Annotated in this window: 21 protein-coding genes; 3 read left to right on the forward strand and 18 right to left on the reverse strand. The window is 59.8% G+C overall.

Features of this window, described 5'->3' with window-relative positions:
- Positions 1 to 15: 15 nt before the first annotated feature.
- The 14 genes from ACUTSC_RS14930 to ACUTSC_RS14995 all read right to left on the reverse strand — a co-directional run bounded on the left by ACUTSC_RS14930 (position 16) and on the right by ACUTSC_RS14995 (position 14,684).
- On the reverse strand, positions 16 to 747 hold the full coding sequence (locus ACUTSC_RS14930) for a Fic family protein (protein ID WP_197767070.1): 732 nt from the start codon (positions 745 to 747) through the stop codon (positions 16 to 18).
- Positions 744 to 1,007 (reverse strand): hypothetical protein, encoded by a 264-nt coding sequence (locus tag ACUTSC_RS14935; RefSeq protein ID WP_049207761.1) that lies wholly within the window; start codon positions 1,005 to 1,007, stop codon positions 744 to 746. Before ACUTSC_RS14935 ends, ACUTSC_RS14930 begins: the two co-directional genes overlap by 4 nt.
- Positions 1,008 to 1,116: 109 nt before the next feature.
- Positions 1,117 to 2,079 (reverse strand): GTPase, encoded by a 963-nt coding sequence (gene yjiA / locus ACUTSC_RS14940; RefSeq protein ID WP_197767069.1) that lies wholly within the window; start codon positions 2,077 to 2,079, stop codon positions 1,117 to 1,119.
- Positions 2,080 to 2,100: 21 nt separating this feature from the next.
- The gene (locus ACUTSC_RS14945; RefSeq protein ID WP_004953088.1) at positions 2,101 to 2,304 is read right to left on the reverse strand and encodes a YbdD/YjiX family protein; all 204 of its coding nucleotides are present in this window, start codon (positions 2,302 to 2,304) and stop codon (positions 2,101 to 2,103) included.
- A gap of 217 nt (positions 2,305 to 2,521) precedes the next feature.
- Complete coding sequence (locus tag ACUTSC_RS14950; RefSeq protein WP_197767068.1) at positions 2,522 to 4,702, reverse strand: carbon starvation CstA family protein; 2,181 nt, start codon at positions 4,700 to 4,702, stop codon at positions 2,522 to 2,524.
- A gap of 261 nt (positions 4,703 to 4,963) precedes the next feature.
- Positions 4,964 to 5,848 (reverse strand): LysR family transcriptional regulator, encoded by an 885-nt coding sequence (locus tag ACUTSC_RS14955; protein WP_049194504.1) that lies wholly within the window; start codon positions 5,846 to 5,848, stop codon positions 4,964 to 4,966.
- A 27-nt stretch (positions 5,849 to 5,875) separates the two neighbouring features.
- Positions 5,876 to 6,568 carry an MgtC/SapB family protein gene (locus ACUTSC_RS14960; RefSeq protein WP_019453282.1) on the reverse strand — a complete coding sequence of 231 codons (693 nt, stop codon included), beginning with the start codon at positions 6,566 to 6,568 and terminating at the stop codon, positions 5,876 to 5,878.
- Between the two features lie 112 nt (positions 6,569 to 6,680).
- A complete protein-coding gene (locus tag ACUTSC_RS14965; RefSeq protein ID WP_060422087.1) occupies positions 6,681 to 7,460 on the reverse strand; it encodes an ABC transporter ATP-binding protein in 780 nt (259 codons plus the stop codon).
- Between the two features lie 584 nt (positions 7,461 to 8,044).
- On the reverse strand, positions 8,045 to 9,127 hold the full coding sequence (locus ACUTSC_RS14970) for a porin (RefSeq protein ID WP_070915075.1): 1,083 nt from the start codon (positions 9,125 to 9,127) through the stop codon (positions 8,045 to 8,047).
- 32 nt (positions 9,128 to 9,159) lie between these two features.
- Positions 9,160 to 9,951 (reverse strand): ABC transporter ATP-binding protein, encoded by a 792-nt coding sequence (locus tag ACUTSC_RS14975; RefSeq protein WP_060435450.1) that lies wholly within the window; start codon positions 9,949 to 9,951, stop codon positions 9,160 to 9,162.
- Between the two features lie 15 nt (positions 9,952 to 9,966).
- Positions 9,967 to 11,577, reverse strand: coding sequence for an ABC transporter permease (locus ACUTSC_RS14980; RefSeq protein ID WP_443006765.1), 1,611 nt, complete (start codon positions 11,575 to 11,577; stop codon positions 9,967 to 9,969).
- A 593-nt stretch (positions 11,578 to 12,170) separates the two neighbouring features.
- Positions 12,171 to 12,860: a trehalose-6-phosphate synthase gene (locus ACUTSC_RS14985; protein WP_197658021.1), complete on the reverse strand. Its 690-nt coding sequence runs from the start codon at positions 12,858 to 12,860 to the stop codon at positions 12,171 to 12,173.
- 13 nt (positions 12,861 to 12,873) lie between these two features.
- Entirely contained in the window at positions 12,874 to 13,284 is a 411-nt protein-coding gene (locus ACUTSC_RS14990) for a GNAT family N-acetyltransferase (protein WP_060440842.1), read from the reverse strand.
- Between the two features lie 29 nt (positions 13,285 to 13,313).
- Positions 13,314 to 14,684, reverse strand: a complete 1,371-nt coding sequence (locus tag ACUTSC_RS14995; RefSeq protein ID WP_197767067.1) for a glutamine synthetase — start codon at positions 14,682 to 14,684, stop codon at positions 13,314 to 13,316.
- 245 nt (positions 14,685 to 14,929) lie between these two features.
- Here ACUTSC_RS14995 and ACUTSC_RS15000 point away from each other — a divergent pair, with 245 nt between their 5' ends.
- Positions 14,930 to 15,247 (forward strand): hypothetical protein, encoded by a 318-nt coding sequence (locus ACUTSC_RS15000; RefSeq protein ID WP_041037744.1) that lies wholly within the window; start codon positions 14,930 to 14,932, stop codon positions 15,245 to 15,247.
- Here the strand turns inward: ACUTSC_RS15000 and ACUTSC_RS15005 are convergent.
- From ACUTSC_RS15005 to ACUTSC_RS15015, 3 genes are read right to left on the reverse strand one after another with little or no spacing between them, the layout of a single operon-like run.
- Positions 15,238 to 15,633: a hypothetical protein gene (locus ACUTSC_RS15005; protein WP_197767066.1), complete on the reverse strand. Its 396-nt coding sequence runs from the start codon at positions 15,631 to 15,633 to the stop codon at positions 15,238 to 15,240. The genes ACUTSC_RS15000 and ACUTSC_RS15005 overlap by 10 nt on opposite strands.
- A 13-nt stretch (positions 15,634 to 15,646) precedes the next feature.
- A complete protein-coding gene (locus tag ACUTSC_RS15010) occupies positions 15,647 to 16,039 on the reverse strand; it encodes a hypothetical protein (RefSeq protein WP_123893274.1) in 393 nt (130 codons plus the stop codon).
- A 3-nt stretch (positions 16,040 to 16,042) separates the two neighbouring features.
- Positions 16,043 to 17,047, reverse strand: a complete 1,005-nt coding sequence (locus tag ACUTSC_RS15015; RefSeq protein ID WP_445653419.1) for a hypothetical protein — start codon at positions 17,045 to 17,047, stop codon at positions 16,043 to 16,045.
- A gap of 271 nt (positions 17,048 to 17,318) precedes the next feature.
- On the opposite strand from ACUTSC_RS15015, the gene ACUTSC_RS15020 reads away from it, so the two are divergent.
- Positions 17,319 to 17,669 carry a type II toxin-antitoxin system RelE/ParE family toxin gene (locus tag ACUTSC_RS15020; protein ID WP_033645671.1) on the forward strand — a complete coding sequence of 117 codons (351 nt, stop codon included), beginning with the start codon at positions 17,319 to 17,321 and terminating at the stop codon, positions 17,667 to 17,669.
- A gap of 3 nt (positions 17,670 to 17,672) precedes the next feature.
- Positions 17,673 to 17,972, forward strand: a complete 300-nt coding sequence (locus ACUTSC_RS15025) for a helix-turn-helix domain-containing protein (protein ID WP_019453270.1) — start codon at positions 17,673 to 17,675, stop codon at positions 17,970 to 17,972.
- Here ACUTSC_RS15025 and ACUTSC_RS15030 read toward each other — a convergent pair.
- On the reverse strand, positions 17,962 to 18,879 hold the full coding sequence (locus ACUTSC_RS15030) for a LysR family transcriptional regulator (protein WP_047572821.1): 918 nt from the start codon (positions 18,877 to 18,879) through the stop codon (positions 17,962 to 17,964). The two genes, ACUTSC_RS15025 and ACUTSC_RS15030, sit on opposite strands and share 11 nt — an antisense overlap.
- Positions 18,880 to 19,027 lie beyond the last annotated feature (148 nt).

A 19,027-nucleotide genomic window follows, 5' to 3' on the forward strand; every position in this document is an offset into this window, starting at 1 on the left:
AACGGTCGGATTGGCTTATTGTTCGCCACGGTAAGCCATATAAATTTTCTGTACTTCGGGATCGTCCATGCTGCCGTAGGAGATATTTTCTTTATCTAAACCATCCAGTCCTTTTATTCCACCGATGATGTTTGGCCAATCATCGCGGCTGGCTATGTTGATGACAAAAGGTTGCAGATATTGGTCGAGATGTCTCTGAGCGGGGGCGTTTATCTCGTCGGTCAAAGCCTGAAGGTAGTCATGCTTATTCGTTTCTGCCCAGTTAATGCTGAACCCGGCACGGAAGCTGAGCTCCATGAAAACTAACAAAATCGTGCGGCCGTTGCCGTCCAGAAAGGGATGCGCGAAAGCCAATAATCCCATGACTTCCCCTGGCCGTTCCCTGAAGCGTTGTTCGTCTGCTGCAAGCCGCAGCGCATAATCAACGGCCCTGCGGATAGAATCAGGACGTTCGAAGACCGTATGGCGCGGTTCGTCCTTTGAGCCTTTGAAGACGGCGAGATGGGGGACCAGCGTGTTTCTGTCCTTTCCCGCCCAAGGATAGAAGCCAGAGAACAGGATTTCGTGAACTTTCAGAATAGACGGGTAGCCTATGCGCTGCGTTTGGGCGAGGTAGCGGAGGGCGTCTTCGATGCTTAATTCGAATGAAATATGTTCTGCCTTTTTTATTTCATCGGGATCTTTAAGTTTCAGGCTATTTTGCAAATAGCCGTTGGCATCAAAATCGCCGAAAGGATCAAACATCATGCTTTGAATTTCTTGCGAACGGCCCTCTGTTCGCGGAAATAACGCCCCTGAAGGCTGAGAATTTCAGATTTGGTCAGGATACCTTTTCGTTTAAGGTTAACCAGTAATTGTTCCACTTCATCCAATTCGACAGCGTCGTCAGCCAGACCGGTAATGGCCACCGCCATACGGCTCATGCCGTCACGGGAATGTGTAATTTCATGGTCTTTAGCCAGTTGGTGAACATAGCTGGCAACGCTAACGATGGCTCTTTGGGTCATGGGGCATCCTCCATTGTTGGTCATATTTTAGCATGCCAATACGGCGATGTCGCTAAAGCGCAGCGCGTTGCGATGCGTCAGCGCGCCCCGTGGGCGCGGTTTTTCGCCCTTACCCCACCCCCCCAATCCTTCCCCGAATCTCCTCCTCCGGCAGATCCACGCCGATAAACACCAGCGTACTCTTGCGTTCTTCCTCTGGCAGCCACTCCCGATCCCAGTCGGCGTTATACAGCCGCTGTACGCCCTGGAACAGCAGGCGGCGCGGCTCGTTTTCGATAGACAGTATGCCTTTGTAGCGCAGCAGGTTGTCGGCGTATTCCAGCAGCAGGCCTTCCATCACGTCGGAGATGTGCATCAGCGGCAGCGGCCGTTCCAGCGTTACCACGATCGAGCGGATGTCGCTCTGCGGCTGCGGGATGCGGCGGAACAGCGGGGCGGGTGGCGTCAGGTTGAGCTTGTCGTTCAGCGTAAAGCCTTCAATATCGAACAGCACGCTCAGATCGATGTCGCCGTGCGTCACTTTGTACACCGGCGCGCGGGCGTTCATCCGCTGCAGCCGCTGGATCAGCGCCTCGCAGTCCGGCGCCACGTCGGTTTTGGTCAGCAGGAGGCGGTCGGCGTAGCCCACCTGCGCCTGGGCGATGCTGAACTGGCTCAGCTGCTGCTCGGCGTGCGCCGCGTCCACCAGGGTGATGATGCCGTCCAGCAGGAAGCGCTCGCACAGGATTTCGTGCGAGAAAAAGGTCTGGGTGATCGGGCCGGGATCGGCCATGCCGGTGCATTCGATGATCAGCCGATCGAACGCCAGCTGGCCGCTGTCGACGCCGTCCAGCAGATCCAGCAGCGCGTCCGCCAGTTCGTTGGACTTGCTGCAGCAGATGCAACCGTTGCTCAGGGTAGTGATGCGGCTGGCGCGATCGCCGATCAGCGCATCGTCGATCGGCACTTCGCCGAACTCGTTCTCGATGACCGCGATTTTATAGCCGTGTTCGGCGTTCAGGATGTGGCGCAGTAGGGTGGTTTTGCCGGCGCCCAAAAAGCCGGTCAGGATGGTGACTGCAATGGGTTTCATACGGATCCTTGTGACTGCGGGTTAACAGCAGCGCATGCCGCCTTTGCCGTCGCCGCCGTAGCGCGCTTGCTGGCGCTCGCGGAAAAATTCTTTATAGGTCATCACCGGCTTGTCCGGGTGGTTGTCTTTCATGTGCTGGACGTAGGTATCGTAGTCAGGCACGCCCACCAACATGCGCGCTGCCTGCCCGAGGTACTTCCCCGCCTGGCCGAGATTTCCGAACATAAGCCTTCTCCAACTTTACCCTGCATCACTACAGCGCTTGCTTAAGCCTGATATTAGGGGAAGCCGGGGGATGGGGTTCCCGCAGGGATGCCCCACCTCCGGGTCGCCCCGGGTATCTCGATTGCATCGCGCCGCACGCCTGGCATCTTGTGATGCACAGGCCGTGCGGCTTTGGGTACTACTTAACGTTATTATGCAGGGTATCCGTTAAATCACATCAATGCTGGGTCGAAACTTTGACCTCCCCCTCAGTTACGCCGTCGGCGGGCGTGGCCTGTGGCACCGGTACGTAAGGCGTTTCCTGGTCGGTGCGTTTCGGGTTTTTGTGCGCCGCCATCGCGGTTTTCACCCCGTAGAAGATGATGCTGTACACCACCAGCAGGAACAAAATGCTCAGCCCGGCGTTGGTGTAGTTGTTCACCACGATGTGGTTCATGTTGGCGATCTGCTGGGCGCTCAGCTCGGCGCCGCCTTCGGCGATCTTGCGTTTGTACTCGCCGGCCAGGAAGAAGAAGCCTTCCAGCTGCGGGTTGTCGCTGAACAGCTTCAGCCCCAGCGCGTAGGTGGTGCAGATCAGCAGCCACACCGCCGGCAGCACGGTCACCCAGATGTATTGGGTGCGTTTCATCTTAATCAGCACCACGGTGCCCAGCACCAGCGCCACGGCGGCCAGCATCTGGTTGGAGATGCCGAACAGCGGCCACAGGCTCTTCACTCCGCCGAGCGGATCCACCACGCCCTGATACAGCAGGTAGCCCCACAGCCCGACGCAGCCGGCGGTGCCGACGATGCCGGCCACCAGCGAGTCGGTTTTCTTCAGGAACGGCACGAAGTTGCCCAGCAGATCCTGCAGCATAAAGCGGCCGGAGCGGGTGCCGGCGTCCAGCGCGGTCAGGATGAACAGCGCCTCGAACAGAATGCCGAAGTGGTACCAGAAGCCCATGTTGGCGCCCGGGATGATCTGGTGGAACACGTGGGCGATGCCCACCGCCAGCGTTGGCGCGCCGCCGGCGCGGTTCAGCACTGAAGGTTCGCCGATGTCGGTGGCGGTCTGCAGGATCTGTTCCGGGCTGATGACGAAGCCCCAGGAGCTGACCGCCGCCGCCGCGTGCACGGTCACGTCCTTCAGCGAAGCCATGATCATCGGCGCGTCTTCGGTGCCCAGGCGGTGCAGATCCGGCATGGTGATGCCCAGCGCCGCCGGCGGGGTGTTCATGGCGAAGTACAGGCCCGGCTCGATGATGGACGCCGCCACCAGCGCCATGATGGCGACGAAGGACTCCATCAGCATCGCGCCGTAGCCGATAAAGCGCGCGTCGGTCTCATTGGCCAGCAGCTTCGGCGTGGTGCCGGAGGCGATCAGCGCATGGAAGCCGGAGACCGCGCCGCAGGCGATGGTGATGAACAGGAACGGGAACAGGGTGCCTTTCCACACCGGGCCGGTGCCGTCGACGAACTGGGTAACCGCCGGCATTTTCAGCTCAGGGTTGAGGATCACGATGCCGATCGCCAGCCCGACGATCACGCCGATTTTCAGGAAGGTTGCCAGATAGTCGCGCGGCGCCAGGATCAGCCACACCGGCAGCAGGGCGGAGACGAACGCGTAGCCGATCAGCGTGAAGGTGATGGTGGTGTCTTTAAAGGTCAGCGCCGGGCCCCAGTACGGGTCGTGCGCCACCACGCCGCCGAACCAGATGGCGGCTACCAGCAGCACGATGCCGATGACTGACACTTCACCCACGCGGCCGGGGCGCAGATAGCGCATGTAGATGCCCATAAACAGCGCGATTGGCACGGTGGAGCAGACGGTGAACACGCCCCACGGGCTTTCCGCCAGCGCTTTCACCACGATCAGCGCCAGCACCGCCAGGATGATGATCATGATCAGGAAGCAGCCGAACAGCGCGATGGTGCCCGGTATCGGCCCCATCTCTTTTTTGATGATCTCACCGAGCGAGGCGCCGTTGCGGCGCGAGGAGATGAACAGCACCATAAAGTCTTGCACCGCCCCCGCCAGCACCACGCCGCCCAGCAGCCACAGCGTGCCGGGCAGGTAGCCGACCTGCGCGGCCAGCACCGGCCCCACCAGCGGACCGGCGCCGGCGATGGCGGCGAAGTGGTGGCCGAACAGCACGTTCTTGTTGGTCGGCACGTAGTTCAGGCCGTCGTTGTTGACCACCGCCGGGGTGGCGCGGCCGGCGTCCAGCTTCATCACCTTGGTGGCGATGTACAGGCTGTAGTAGCGGTAGGCCACCAGATACACCGCCACCGAAGCGACGACGATCCACAGCGCGCTGATGTGTTCGCCGCGGCGCAGCGCCACCACGCCGAGGCAGGCTGCGCCGAGTATCCCCAGCAGCATCCACGGAATGTGCTTTAAAATCCCCTCTCGTTTCATGAGGTATCCTTAATTCCAGTCTGCAAAATATGAATGAACTCATCCGCTTGTAAGAGGTGTCAGAGTGGCGCGGTGAGCCGTAGCGTCTTTCCCGAGGTAAGGCGGGTTTAGGAACAGCTCATCATCGCCGGGGGTAAGGGGGGAAGACAGGCGTATTTCGGTCAGCGGTCAGATCTGCCGGGTGAACGGTTGGATTGACGGGGTGAGCGGTTGGCGGCCAGGAGAAGAGATTCGGCCGCCGGCGGGCGGCAGCCTGTCTCCTCAGGCCGTCTGCATGGCCTGCAGCAGGTGGATAAACGCGGCGCTAAGCGGCGGCGTGGCCGGCTCATGGCGGGTAAAGACGTAAAAGCGCGCGCTGATGTCGATCTCGTGCGTCGGGATTTTCTGCAGGTGCAGCTGCGGGGCGTAGTGTGCGACCACCCGATCGCTCAGCAGTGCGATATAGCCTTGCTGCCTGACCAGGCACCAGGTCGCCAGAAAGGAGTCGGTCTCGACGATCTGGCCGTGCGGCGTATAGCGTTCGGCGATCTCGCGGATGGCGGCATGCCCCACCGAGCAGGAGCGCGGCACCACCCATTTGGCCTCGGCCGGCGGCTGCCCGGCTGCGGTAAGATCGCCTCCCTGATAGAGCGAGAAGCGCTCGCTCTTCAGCGCCTGCATGGCCAGATCGGCGCCGCCCGCCGCGCCGTTCAGGCTGCTGACCGCCAAATCCAGCTCGCAGTTTCGCAGCCGGGCCAGCAGGCCTTCCGGGCCGTCTTCCACCACCGTCACCCGGGTATGCGGGTAGCGGCGGTTGAAGCCTTCGAGCACCTGAGGCAGGTAGCACAGCAGCGGATCGACGCTCATCCCCACCCGCAGGCGCTTCTCGCCGTCAGCGCTCAGGCCGCGCAGTTCGTCAAACGCGTTGAGCAACTGATTGGTGGCGGCGTCTATCCGCCGGTAAAACAGCTCACCGACCGCCGTCAGGCGCACGCCGCGGTTGCTGCGCTCCAGCAGCCGCGCGCCGATGGTCATTTCCAGCTCTTTCAGCACCCGGCTGAGCGTCGGCTGCGAGATGGCCAGCTTTTTCGCGGCCTCGTGCAAGCTTCCACAGTGGACAATGTCTTTGAACATCGTCAGATGCGCCAGCTTTGGCATGGTTTTCATGATTGATCTCCCTGGAAGTGAACGGCATCAGCCGGAGCCGGCGATGCGGCTGTAATAGGCCTGTTTCATCATGCTGTCGTTCAGCAATTTATTGATGGTCTGGTCGAGTACCGGCGTGGTGACGGAGGCCGGCATCAGCGTGGCGGTGATCTCCACGTCGTCGTCGCCAAAGGGTTCGATATCCAGATGCGAGATAAAGCAGTTTTCCCCTTGCAGCACCTGTTTGAATTTGGCCAGCGCCTCACGCTGCTCATGCTCGAAGGCAATGACGCAAATCTGATAGGTAGACTCACCGTTAACGTCATTGAAGGGCTGTTTGTTGACCATATTGACCAGCGGGCGCAACAGGGTGTTGGCGGCGAGCACGAACAGCGTGGCGGCCAGCGCATCGCCGTACAGGCCGCAGCCGGCGCAGGCGCCAACCGCCGCGGAACCCCAGAGCGTGGCGGCGGTGTTCAGGCCGCGGATGTTCATCCCTTCCTTCATGATGGCCCCGGCGCCGAGAAAGCCGACGCCGGAGACCACGTAGGAAATGACGCGCACCGCGCCGCCGCTGCCGTCGATGGTCATGGCCAGATGGACGAAGATCGCCGCGCTGGTGGCCACCAGCGTGTTGGTGCGCAGCCCGGCGGTGCGCTGGCGGAACTGTCTTTCGTAGCCGATGGCCGCGCCCAGGACGGACGCGGTCAGCAGCGTCAGCAGTGTATGAATGAAATGCATGATAATAACTCGATGTATTATCCGCTTATCATGAGCCACCCGTGGTGGGGTAACTCTTGATAAACAGGTAGTTAAGTTGGCGGGGTTCCGTCCCGCCAGTCCAGGGCGGCGCTCAGTGCGCGGCGGCGATCTGCCGGCTGAGCGTCTCGCTGATTTTGTCCGTCAGCGGCTGCATCCCCTCGCGGGTGCGCGCCTCGCGGCGCTGCGTGATGTGATAGCAGCCGTCGAGGGTGCCGGCGCCCAGCAGGAGGATGCGGTCAGACATCATCACCGCCTCCTCTACGCTGTGGGTGACCAGCACGATGGAGCGGGTTTTGATCTGGCGCGTGCTCCAGATACGCAGCAGATCGCTGCGCAGGTGTTCGCCGGTATAGACGTCCAGCGCGGAAAAGGGTTCGTCCAGCAACAGCAGCATCGGTTCTACCGCCAGCGCGCGCGCGAAGCCGACCCGCTGGCGCATGCCGCCGGAAAGCTCGCGCGGGTAGGCGTCGCGGTAGGGCGTGAGCCCGACCAGATCGAGCATTTTCAGCGTCTGGGTTTCGACCACCTGCGGCGGCAGATCCTGCGCCTGCAGCCCGAAGGCGATATTTTGGTAGACGTTCAGCCACGGGAAAATGGCGAAGGTCTGGAACACCATGTTGATCTGCGGATTCGGCCCCGAGACTTTTTTATCCCCTAGCATCACGCTGCCCAGATCCGGCGCGATCAGGCCGGAAAGCATGCGCAGCAGGGTGGATTTACCCGAGCCGGACTGCCCCAAAATGCTGACGACCTCGTTGTCGTAAAGGCGCAAATTGATTTCATTCAGCACCAGACGTTTTTCTTTACCGGTAGGTTGAACGCTTTTGCTGACGTTATTGACCGTCAGCAGCGTGGTTTTTTTTACCATCATGATCCGTATCCACCCAATTAAAATATGAGCATGGAAAAAGGGCCGATATTTATCGCCGGGCAGGCGTAAAATAAATGCGGGTGCAAATAAGCCTGACCGTTATCGGACTGTTAATACGCTTATGCTGGAGGGGTTAGCCCATCGGGCGTGCCGGTGCGGCATGCGCGCAGGCCAGAGGCTGAAGGGTAAAGCGAAGGGATGCTATAACTGACTCATATCCTGACACTTTCAGGATGCAATGGGATGACTATTGCTCCTGTGACCTCAGCGATTCCAACAATAAAATAAACAACCAACTGTCGCCGTCCATATCATTCTCCCGTTATTTTTCGTGTGGCCATAATACGCGTGCCATAGCCTGTTATTCAATGTGGTTACGCCGAATTATGGCGGCAAAATGTAATTTAATATGAATGCGGGAAAGATTTTCTTTATTCATTAAACGGGGCGTAAACAGAAAGTGCCAGAATGAATATAGGCATCATTTTATGGAAATATAAACCTGAGTTAAACGAGAGAATAAGGGGGCGGACGAAAGTTAAATCATGAACCGGCCGGAGAGCGCCCTCCGGCCGGGATGGGGATCAGAACTGATACATGATGCCGGTTTCGACGATGTCGTCGGCGCCGGCGCCGACGGCGTTCTGCCGTTGCAGCAGGTTGAGTTTGTACTCTACGTAGGTCGACATGTTGGCGTTGAAGCTGTAATTCAGCGCCAGATCCAGGTATTTGACCAGATCGGCGTCGCCGATGCCGGGCAGGTTGCGACCGCGCGTTTGCAGGTAGGCCAGCGAGGGCGTGACGCCGGAATCGAAGTGATACTGCGCGACCGCCTCAATAGCGTCCGCGCGAGGGGCGAAGCCGGCGTAGCGATCGCCGTCGACGTAGGTCATGTTCTCGGTGCGCGCGTAGCTTGCCGCCAGGTAGAGGTTGTCCTGGTCGTATTTCAGCCCCAGCGTCCAGGCCCGGGCGCGATCGCCGTCAGCCAGGCCGAAGCGCTGTTGCGCCAGCGTGCGCGCAGAGTTGGCGTAGGCGGCGCCAACGTTGAGCCCCACGCCGGTGTCGTAGGTGGCGGAAAAGGCGTAGCCATCGCCGTTTTGCGTCTGGATATCCTTCGCCCGTTGAGCGTCGTCCCCCCGATTCTTCCCCTGATATTGCAGGCCGAGATCCAGGCCGTCGACCAGACCGCCCAGGCTGCGGTTGTGGTAGGTCAGCAGGCCGTTGGCGCGGCCGGTCATAAAGTTGTCGGCCGCTTCGTAGCTGTCGTTGCCGAATTCAGGCAGCACGTCCGTCCAGCCGGCCACGTCATACAGCAGGCCGTAGTTGCGGCCGTAATCCAGGCTGCCCCAGGGGCCGAACGTCAATCCGGCAAAGCCCAGGCGGGTATAGCTGTCGCCCGGTCCGGCGCTTTCCGGCTGATCGAGCCCTGCCTGATATTCCCACTGCCCATACCCCGTCAGCGCGTCGCCGATCTGCGTTTCGCCTTTGAAACCGAAGCGGGTATAGGAGCGGTCGCCGTTATTGTCGGCGTCGCTGCTGAAGTAATGCACGCCGTTCAGCTGGCCGTACAGATCCAGTTTATTGCCGTCTTTATTGACGATTTCCGCGCCGCTGGCGGCGGCCGGCAGCAGGATGAGCAGCGTCATCAGCACGCTTTTATGGTTCATTTCAGTTCCCCAAGTGGATGAAAACAGGGCCGTTAACCGGCCGATTGCGCTTGCGCGATTTTTTTGTACAGACAGCTGCGGATCCGATCGGTGAGGTGCCGCAGGCTTTCCCGGTTGCGCGCCGCACGCGGGAGGTTGACGCTGAATTCGTCGTCGATCCGTTTGCTGGTTGCGTCCAGGATCAGCACCCGATCGGACATCAGCACCGCTTCTTCGACGTCGTGCGTCACCATCACCATGGCGCGCGTGCGCAGCCGGTTGTCTCCCCACAGCGCCAGCAGGTCGCCCCGCAGTTTTTGCGCGGTAAAGATATCGAGGGCGGAGAAGGGTTCGTCCAGCAGCAAGAGGTCGGGCTCTACCGCCAGCGCCCGGGCGAAGCCCACCCGTTGACGCATGCCGCCCGAGAGCTCGCGCGGCCAGGCGTGCTCATAGCCGGTCAGGCCCACCAGGCGCAGCAGCGCTCCCAGCCGCTCGGCGATCGTCTGCGGCGGCAGCCGTTGCGCCAGCAGCCCGAAGGCGATGTTGTCGTACACCGTTAGCCAGGGATAGAGCGCGTAGGACTGAAACACCATGCCGACGTTGGTGCTCGGGCCGTCGACCGGTTTGCCCGCCAGCGTGAGCGTGCCGCTGTCCGCTGGGATCAGCCCGGCCAGCATGCGCAGCAGCGTGGACTTGCCCGAGCCGGATTGCCCCAGAATGGTGACGAACTCGCCGGCGTGCACGGTCAGCGTCACGTCGCGCAGCACGGGTTTGGGGCGCTTGTTTTCGCCGATAAACGTCTTGTTCAGCCGGCGGGCGCTGATAATCACGTCTTGAGTCACCATGTGGTTCCCCCTTGATCAGTCATATTTGAATTTGGTTTCCGCGATGCGATACAGCGGTTGCCAGACGAAGATGATGCACAGCGCCACCAGCGCGCACATGGCGGCGCAGCCCAGCGCGGACTCCGGGTTCTTGCCGGCGTCGGTGACCACGGAAATGAACGCGCCCAGCCCGGTGGCGCTGAGGGTGGTGCTGCCCCACTGGATCACCTCGGCGGCGATGGCGCTGTTCCAGGCGCCGCCGGCGGCGGAGATGATGCCCGTCACGATGTAGGGGAAAATTGCCGGCAGCATGTAGTAGCGCCACCAGCGGAAGCGGCGCATGCCGAAGGTTTCGCTGACTTCGGTGATCTGCGTTGGAATGGCGGAAACGCCGGCGATCACGTTAAACAACACGTACCACTGGGTGCCCAGCATGATCATCGGGATGGCCCACCAGCCGAGATCCTGATGATAAATGGCGATGAAGGCGGCGATCAGCGGGTAGAAAATGTTGGGCGGAATGGCCGCCAGGATCTGGATGATCGGCTGGAAGATCTTCACCAGCCGCGGATTCATGCCGATCCATACCCCCAGAGGCGTGAAGATCGCCACGCTGAGCAGCATGGCCGCGGCCACGCGCGCGGTGGTGAGCAGCATCCATTCCGGCAGCATCGCGAAGTACTGTTTGGGGAAGTATTCCCACAGCCGGTAACCGAACCAGACGCAGGCCAGCACCACGCCGAGATACCACAGGCTGCGCCACAGCCAGTTCCCCTTGGCGGCGAGCCTGAACAGGCGGTGCAGGCCGAGGGCGTACCACAGCCGCGGCAGCTTGAACAGCCACAGATCAGCCAGCGCGCGCAGCGCGCGGCCGAGCGCCGCGCCGACGTGCGAGAAGGCCAGGCTGTTGTAAAACCACGGATTGCCGAGCGGCCGGCTGGCGGTGACGTCCTCATATTTGAAGCGGGCGGTGTAGCGTACCAGCGGGCGGAAAACCAGCTGATCGAGCAGCACGATGTTGGCGGCCAGCGCGACGATCGCATACAGGATCGCCGGCACGTTCTGCTGCGCCAGCGCTTCGGCGATGTAAGAGCCGACTCCAGGCAGTTCGACCGAGCGATCGCCGACCGGAATGGCCTCGGAGGCCACCAGGGCGAACCAGGCGGCGGATTGCGACACCATGGCGTTCCACAGCAGGCCCGGCACCGAATAGATGAACTCCAGCCGCCAGAAGCGTTGCCACGGGTTGTAATTGAAGCTGCGTGCGGCTTCATCCAGCTCCTTGGGCACGATGCGCAGCGTCTGATACAGCGTCAGCATCATGTTCCAGGCTTGGCCGGTAAACACCGCGAAGATGGCGGTGCACTCCAGCCCCATCACGCTGTGCGGGTAGAGGTTGAGAAAATACACGGTCGTGAAGGTCAGGAACCCCACCAGCGGCACCGACTCCATAAAGTTGACGAAGGGCAGGATCACCCGGCGCAGCGGTGTATAGCGCGCGGCCAGCACGGCGAATACCACAGAAAACAGCAGCGACCAGGCCATGCCGAGGAGAAAGCGCATGCTGGTTCTGAGCGAATAATAAAGCAGGTTCCAGGCATCAAGACTGATGGCAGAGACGTTTTGTTCATTGAAGTCACCGTGCATGTCACCCCAGGCACGAATAAAAAAGGCAATGAAAAAAACACCGATGGCGATAACGATAAAGTCGTTTAAATAAGACTTTCTGAAAATAGATGTACCCCGGTTATTTTGCATAACGCAATACCTTATTTTTCCCATAAGAAATCCGTCGCCGCTCGGGGAATATGCCCGGCGACACCAGATAAATACCGCCGTAGCGGTTGAGACAGACGTTGTTTTCGCAGCGGGGCGATGGGTGGGCAGGCAAAGCGGGAAAGGCCGTCAGAAGGGGAGCGGTTGCCGCATTCCGTGTCTTTCAGAATGCAACCTGGATGGCATTACTGAAAGACGCCCAATAGCATTAGCGTAAAACTAAAACTTTCATCGCCCATGGGGCCCTCCTCGGTTTAAATATGGCAGGGAGAGGGTAATGTGTTTTACTAATAAAAAGCAATTGGCGAAATAGGGTTTTTACGGTTGATATGTAACAGGATGAATATTCATTTTTTAATCGCTATATCCGGAAAATGAAATAACGCATGGTGATGGCAATAAAGGCGGTAAAAATAAATCGCGGCGAAATAAAACGGCGCGCCTGAAGGGCGCGCCGCCGTAAATCAATAAACCTGCCTGCCGTTGATGCCGGCGGGGAAAATGCCGGTGGCGAACAGATGCCCGTTGGCCTGGATCTGATCGTCGGGCAGCATCTCCAGCGGGAATTCGGCCGCCAGGCAGCTGAGAAAGGCGTTGCGATCGTCGGTGGTGGTAAAGCCGATCAGATCGTAGAACAGCAGCGAAGCGATCAGCTGGCGATGTTCCGGGATGCGCCGCAGCAGCGCCGCCGACGGGAACGGCAGGTGGAAGAAGAACGCGCAGGCGTTCAGCAGCCCTTGCTCCTTCAGCGCCTGGGCGCAGGGCAGCAGCTGATAGTCGTCGATGCAGACGATGTCGCCGGGGCACAGGTGCTCGCAGGCGATATCGGCAAAACGGAGGTTCAGCTGCCGGTAGGCGCGGTAGTTTTCCGGCGTGAAGTGCGCCTTCTCCGGCTGGTTGTGAAACACCGGCCACAGGCCGTCGTGGTAATAGCCCTGATAGTGGCGGCGAAACTCCTCGATCGACAGCGGAAAGGTCACCTGATCGTAACCGGTACCTTGACGGCAACTGATCGGGCGCTGTGCGAAATTCTGCACGTCGCCGTTCCAGCCGAGCCATAGCCCCGGTTCGGCGTCGGCCGCCAGCGTCTGGCCGGCGCAGGCCAGATCCTTACCGTCGCACTGCTTGTTGGAAATCAGCACCAAACGAGACATGGAGGCCTCCTTATCAGTGAAGGGCGCGCAGGGCGTGCGCCGAACCATCGGCGCGCCAGGGCGCCTGCAGCGCGGGCAGCGTGACGCGCAGGCCGCGCAAGGCCGGATGCGCCAGACAGCAGCGCGTCAGCCAGCTTCCCAGCCCGACGCCGCGGTATTCGGCGCTGACGAACAGTTCGCTCACCGACGCGAAGGTGGCGTAATCGGTCACCATGCGGGCGAAGCCGAGCAGGTGGCGCTTGCGGTACAGCCCGAAGCACAGGCCGTGGTGCACCAGACGCTCGGCCGCCGCCCGATCCGGCAGGCTGAGGAAACGCTGGATCGCCTCGATATCCAACAGCTGCCGATCGGTGCTGATATGAAAAACGCCTTTGCGCCAGCAGAGCAGCGGCTGTACGGGCGCCCGTTGCGATTGCATATTCATGATTATCCTTAGGTTAATGAACCGGGTGGTTACAGCATCCAGCCGAGTTCGGCGGCGGTGACCTGTTCCTCGAAGCGGCGCAGTTCGGCGCTTTTGCAGGTGTGCCACAGGGTGCAGAACGCCGGGCCGAGCAGCTCACGCAGCGGATCGCTGTGGCGGAACAGAGCCAGCGCCTCCTGCTGGCCGAGCGGCAAGGGCGCGGCGTTGTCGCTCTCGCAGCCGTTGGCTGCGGGCGGCAGCGGCAGCGGGTTTTCCAGCCCGTGCAGCAGGCCGCCGAGCATCACCGCCAGCGCCAGATAGGGGTTGGCGTCGGCGCCGGCCAGGCGGTATTCGATGCGCTGGTTGGCGCTGTCGGCGCAGGGTAGGCGCAGCGCCACCGTGCGGTTGTTGTGGCCCCAGGAGGCGCGCAGCGGCACGTGCATGCCGGGGCGGAAGCGGCGGAACGCGTTGATGTTGGGCGCCAGGATCGCCATCGAGGCCGGCATCAGCGCCAGCATGCCCGCCATCGCCAGCTGCATATTGTCGCTCAGTTCGCCCGGCGCGCCGGTCAGCAGGTTCTCGCCGTGCTCGTCCTGCAAACTGATGTGGAAATGCAGCCCGCTGCCGGCTGCGTGGGCGCAGGGCTTGGCCATAAAGCAGGCGTGCTGGTGATGTTGCTCGGCAATCTGCCGCGTCAGGCGTTTCAGCGCCATGATCTGGTCGCAGGCTTCCAGCACGCGCCGGCTGTGATGCAGATTCAGCTCGTACTGGCCGGAGGCGGCTTCGGCCACCACGCCGGTCAACGGCAGGTTTTGCAGGCGGGCGTGCCGTTCGATGTCGCTCAGCAGCGCATGGTGGCGCTCGGGCGCATCCACCGCGAAGCTCTGCGTTGGGCAGGTTTCCGCCTCGGCGGGGTGCTGCGGATCCTGCAGGTAGAACTCCAGTTCGGCCGCCACCACCGGGAAGCAGTTGCGCTCGTGCAGGCGCTTCAGCACCCGTTGCAGCACCACGCGCGGCTCCAGCTCGCAGGCGCCGCCGTCGGCATTTTGCATCGTCAGCAGCAGTTGGGCGTGGCGTTCGGGATCGCGCGCGCAGGGGCGCAGCGTGCCGGGCACCGGCAGGCACAAACGGTCCGGCTCGCCCGCCCGCTGCCCCAGCCCGCTTTCTTCAATCACCCGGCCGTGCAGATCCAGGGCGTAGATCGACAGCGGGAAGTAACAGCCTTTCTCCAGCCCAAAGGCTTCGGCGATCGGCAGCCGCTTGCCGCGCAGCTGGCCGTTCAGATCGTGCAGATAAATATCCAGCTGCTCGGTCTGCGGATAGCGCTGCAGGTAGTGTTCCAGCTCTTTGTGGAAGGCGCGCGTTGGCGAAGCGGGCAGCTCCGCCAGCAGCGGATTGAAGCCGATGATATTAGAATGCATGGCGCGCTCCAGAACGACGGCCGGTCACGGCCAGAGGCAGGGATAAACGCATGGGACAACTCTCTTGTGAGGCCATAGCGGCGATGTGAAAAGGGTATCTGCGGCGGCAAAAACTGTCTGTAAAAACGCCGTAACGTTAACGGGGCGCGGAATAAAAATGCCGTAAAGAGTACGGCGGCGTTGGCGGGTTGGCCGCGCCGGCACGGTCTATACTGGCGAGACGGGCCGTTGAAGGAGAGATAACGATGAAGAGAATAGGGCTGCTTATCGCCGCGCTGGCCGCGTTCAACGCCACCGCGTCTTCCCCACAGGCGTGGGCCGAGAGCGAAAGGGCGATGCGCGCCGCCTGCCTGAAAGCCAGCGGGCTAAAAAACGCCAGGGTGGAAGGGGCGATCGTTCACTACGGTGATGACGTCGGCTATTCGGCGCTGTTTATCGGCGGGCGCTACCCGCAGCCGTTTATGAAAAACAAGCCGGGCAGGGAGCTGTGCTTATATCAGCGCGCTACGCAGAAGGCGGCGGTGCAGGCGGTGGAGGGGAGCAACGCGTCTGCTCAACCTTGATGCTTGATGAGGTAAATAAAAATACAACCCACGGCGATAATAACGGCCTCTACGAGCAAAAGTATAAAATCCATCACCAGCCACTTCTGTAGCTCAGGAGAGGCAGTTTTTTGCACGAAATCGTAGGTTTTCGCATCGAGCCAAACTTGATCCTTTATTTTTATTTTTTTCCTTTTCAGAATCCAAAGAAACCACTGTGCTTTCAATGAGGTTCCAAGCATGCCGAGGCTATCGGCAAAGGCGACGTAGGGCGGAATAAAATGTCCGCTGCCGGCGTAACGTTGATAGAAAGCGTCAAACTCTTTTTTATGGCGACGGTAACCAATGAACTGGATGAAGGCGCTTAAAACCAGCAGCGTTAAGCATAATATGACAAGGGTTTTCATTGAGTAGCCTGAATCACGATATTCTCGCTATCATCATAAAGATCAATGCCATGATGAAGAGCACGCCTTCCAGCGCCAAAAGCGTGCCGTTGTTTTTCATCCAGGTCTGCAAGCGTTCAGATGATGAAAGACGAACAAATTCATAGGTCTTGGCGGGAAGATATTGGTTTTTCTTCACCTTGATTTTCTTGCCGCAAAGGATCCATCTGAACCATTGGACTTTGATGGAAGTACCTAAAGAGCCAAGGCCATCGGCAATCGCGACGTGGGCAGGGACAAAGTGGCCCTGTTGGGTATAGCGTTGATAAAAAACATCGAACTCACGTTTATAGCGACGAGAGTAAATATATTGAACAAGCCAACAAAGTAAGAGCAGCACGGCTGCAATAAGTGATGCTGTTTTCATGAGTCAGTCACCAAAAATAAAACCTGTAGCCGTATCAGATAAAGAACCACCGAGCCAACCACCGGCGGCTCCACCAGCAGCCGCACCCGCTATGCCACATGCTAACGACCCAACGCCACCAGTGGCGACGCCTAATACAACTCCGCATAGTAACATTCCCCCAGCGGCACCTAATTCGCCGCCTTTGATACCGAAGGCAGTACTTGCCGCAAAATGACTGTACCCCTTCACCGCGATCTTGGCGCACTCCTGTTCGCGGCCGGTGGTGCAAGCATTGTAGACGTCGTTGGTGGCATTCAGCCCGCTCAATCCGATGCCGATCCAGCCGCCGGCTTTCATAAACTTGGCCGCACGGCTGGCGCTGTCGACGTAGTTCGAATAGCCCTTGATGGCGCCGACGCCGGCGGTACTCCATTCATGCACCAGCGATTTACTGGAGAGCCCCAGCGCGTGTTTGATTTGCGCATACTCTTTCATATTGAGTTGAGCACGAGTAAGGCGATTCAGTAACGGTTTTAATGTACCGAACAGCCGCGCTCGTTCCACCTGAAACTGAGTACCAATCAAAGCGCCACTCGTGCGGAACTGATTTTGGTAGGTTGTTTCAATTTCGACCAAGATATTTTTGATCTGACTGAAGTAGCGTTCTCCGGCATCCGAAGCCAGCCCGACGACCGTTTCCCCATAGCTGGTGAAGGCGGCGATAGCGGCGTAATTGCGGTGCAAGAAGGCAGAGAAATCGCTGTCACCGGCTTTCACCGCTTTGCTGGTGCGGCTCTTGGCCTGCATTAGGGCGGCGATCTGCGTAGATTGATGATGATTGCGCGGATCGGCGACGATCAGCATTTGCCCCAGTTGAACCAGCGTCGTATCGGCATTGAGCTGCATAAAAAAGCGTGCCGCTTCCGATGGCTTGCCACCGAACAGGTAGTTGGCGTGGAAGGCGAGCGGGCCGGTTTGTTGGGCGATGCAATAGCCCGGTGCGATGTTGCTGGACTTCTGTTCCATGTCGAAAAGCCTCCTAATTTTTAGGAAACTTAACATTTTCTACAGGGTGGTAACAGGTTCTGGCTCACGCTCTCGATCGGAGAATCATCTGAAAACATCGACATTTCGCTAAATTTGCCTCTCCTTTCCTTATTTGGTTGAACTGATAGGCGATGGTCCTATCGGTTACTTTTGCGAGCTGCCAGGCAAAACGCCAATGGCGGTCTGGAGAAAATTATATATTCCGGTCTATCGTCTTGTCATAGATTGTAATCTATAATCAGGAGATGCCATGTGGACGGTAATGACAACGGAAGAGTTTGATCGGTGGCTCTGTGAACAGGATGAATCGACGCAGGAAAAGGTGTTGGCCGCGCTGGTGATGCTCGAGCGTGCAGGGCCTTCTCTTCGGCGGCCTTTTGTCGACGTGCTGAAAGGCTCGTTGCATCCCAACATGAAAGAGCTGCGTATTCAGCACAAAGGGCGGCCGATTCGCGCTTTTTTCGCCTTTGATCCGGCGCGGCAGGCGATTGTGCTGTGTGCGGGCGACAAAACGGGTAATGAGAAGCGGTTTTATAAAGTGATGCTGCCCATCGCGGATGCGCAGTTCACCCAATATTTGATGTGTTATTTCAAGGAGTAACCCATGAGCACCTTAAAGCAACTGCTGGCCTCCCGCACCCCGGAGAGCCGCCGGCGCATCGAGGAAATGGCCGAAGAGATGCTGTTTGAAGCGCACCTGCACCAGTTGCGGGAAGCGCTGAATATTTCCCAACAGGAATTGGCGAAAACGCTAGGCATTTCCCAGCCTTCGGTCGCGGCCATCGAAGGGCGCGGCAATGAGCTGAAGATTTCGACCCTGAAACGCTACGTGGAAGCGATGGGCGGCACGCTGCGCCTGGACGTTGAGCTGCCGGGCGGCAAGCACGTCGGGTTTACGGTTTAAGCGCAGGCTGCCCGCCACTCCCCGCCATTTCCCGTTCGATCACCGTCGCCAGCGCCTGCGCGGCGGAAGAGAGTTGGTGCTGCGCCAGGCGGATCAGGCCCACGCGCCGTTCGATGATCGGGCCGATCAGCGGCACGCAGACCGCCCCCAGCTCATCCATCTGTTGCTCGCACAGCGCCGGCACCGCGCTGGCGCCGAGGCCGTTGGCCACCATGCGCCCGACCGTCACCAACTGGTGGCTTTCAAACGCCACCTCCAGCGTTCGCCCGCTGCGGGCCAGCTCCTGCTCCAGCAGCAGCCGCACCGCCGATGGCCGCTGCAGGGTGATGAAATCCAGCGTCAGCAGCTCCTTCCAACTGACCTGCGCCTTGCGCGCCAGCGCCGAATCCTTCGGCACCACCGCCAGAAAGCGATCGCGGCACAGCGGGGTGAAGTGCAAGGTGTCGCTCGGCTCCGGCTCGAAGGCGATGCCCATCTCTACCCGGCCTTCGCGGATCATTTCAAACACCTGTTCGTTGATGACGTCGTGCACCGCCACGTTGATGCCGGCGTAACGATCGCGAAACGCTTTGAGGATCGGCGGCAACGGGTTGCCGGCGAACGACGGCATGGCGGCGATCGCCACCTTGCCCATCTGCAGGGTGAAGCGCTGGCGCATCGCCTCTTCCGCGTTGTCCCAATCCGCCAGCAGCTGGCGCGCCATCGGAAAGAAGGTTTCCCCCTCCGGCGTCAGCGTCACCCGGCGGGTGGTGCGCAGCAGCAGCGGCCCGCCCAGCGCGTCTTCCAGCCCACGGATCGCCAGGCTGAGCGCCGGCTGAGAAATATTCAGCCGCTCGCTGGCCTGGGCGAAATTCAGAGTGTGAGCTACCGCTAAAAACGCGCGTAACTGCTTGATGCTCATTTTCATTTTGGCTGGCGTTAACTCTTTGTTAATTGTCGGTTAACGAGTGATTAATAAAAATTCTAAATGAATGCGGCATAAAAACAAAATTAACAAATCATTTTTGTGACCTGAAGATGCCCTCACGCAAGCCAGGGCATTTCGCCCTGCGCCG

This window comes from Serratia sp. TSA_105.2 (assembly GCF_052692115.1).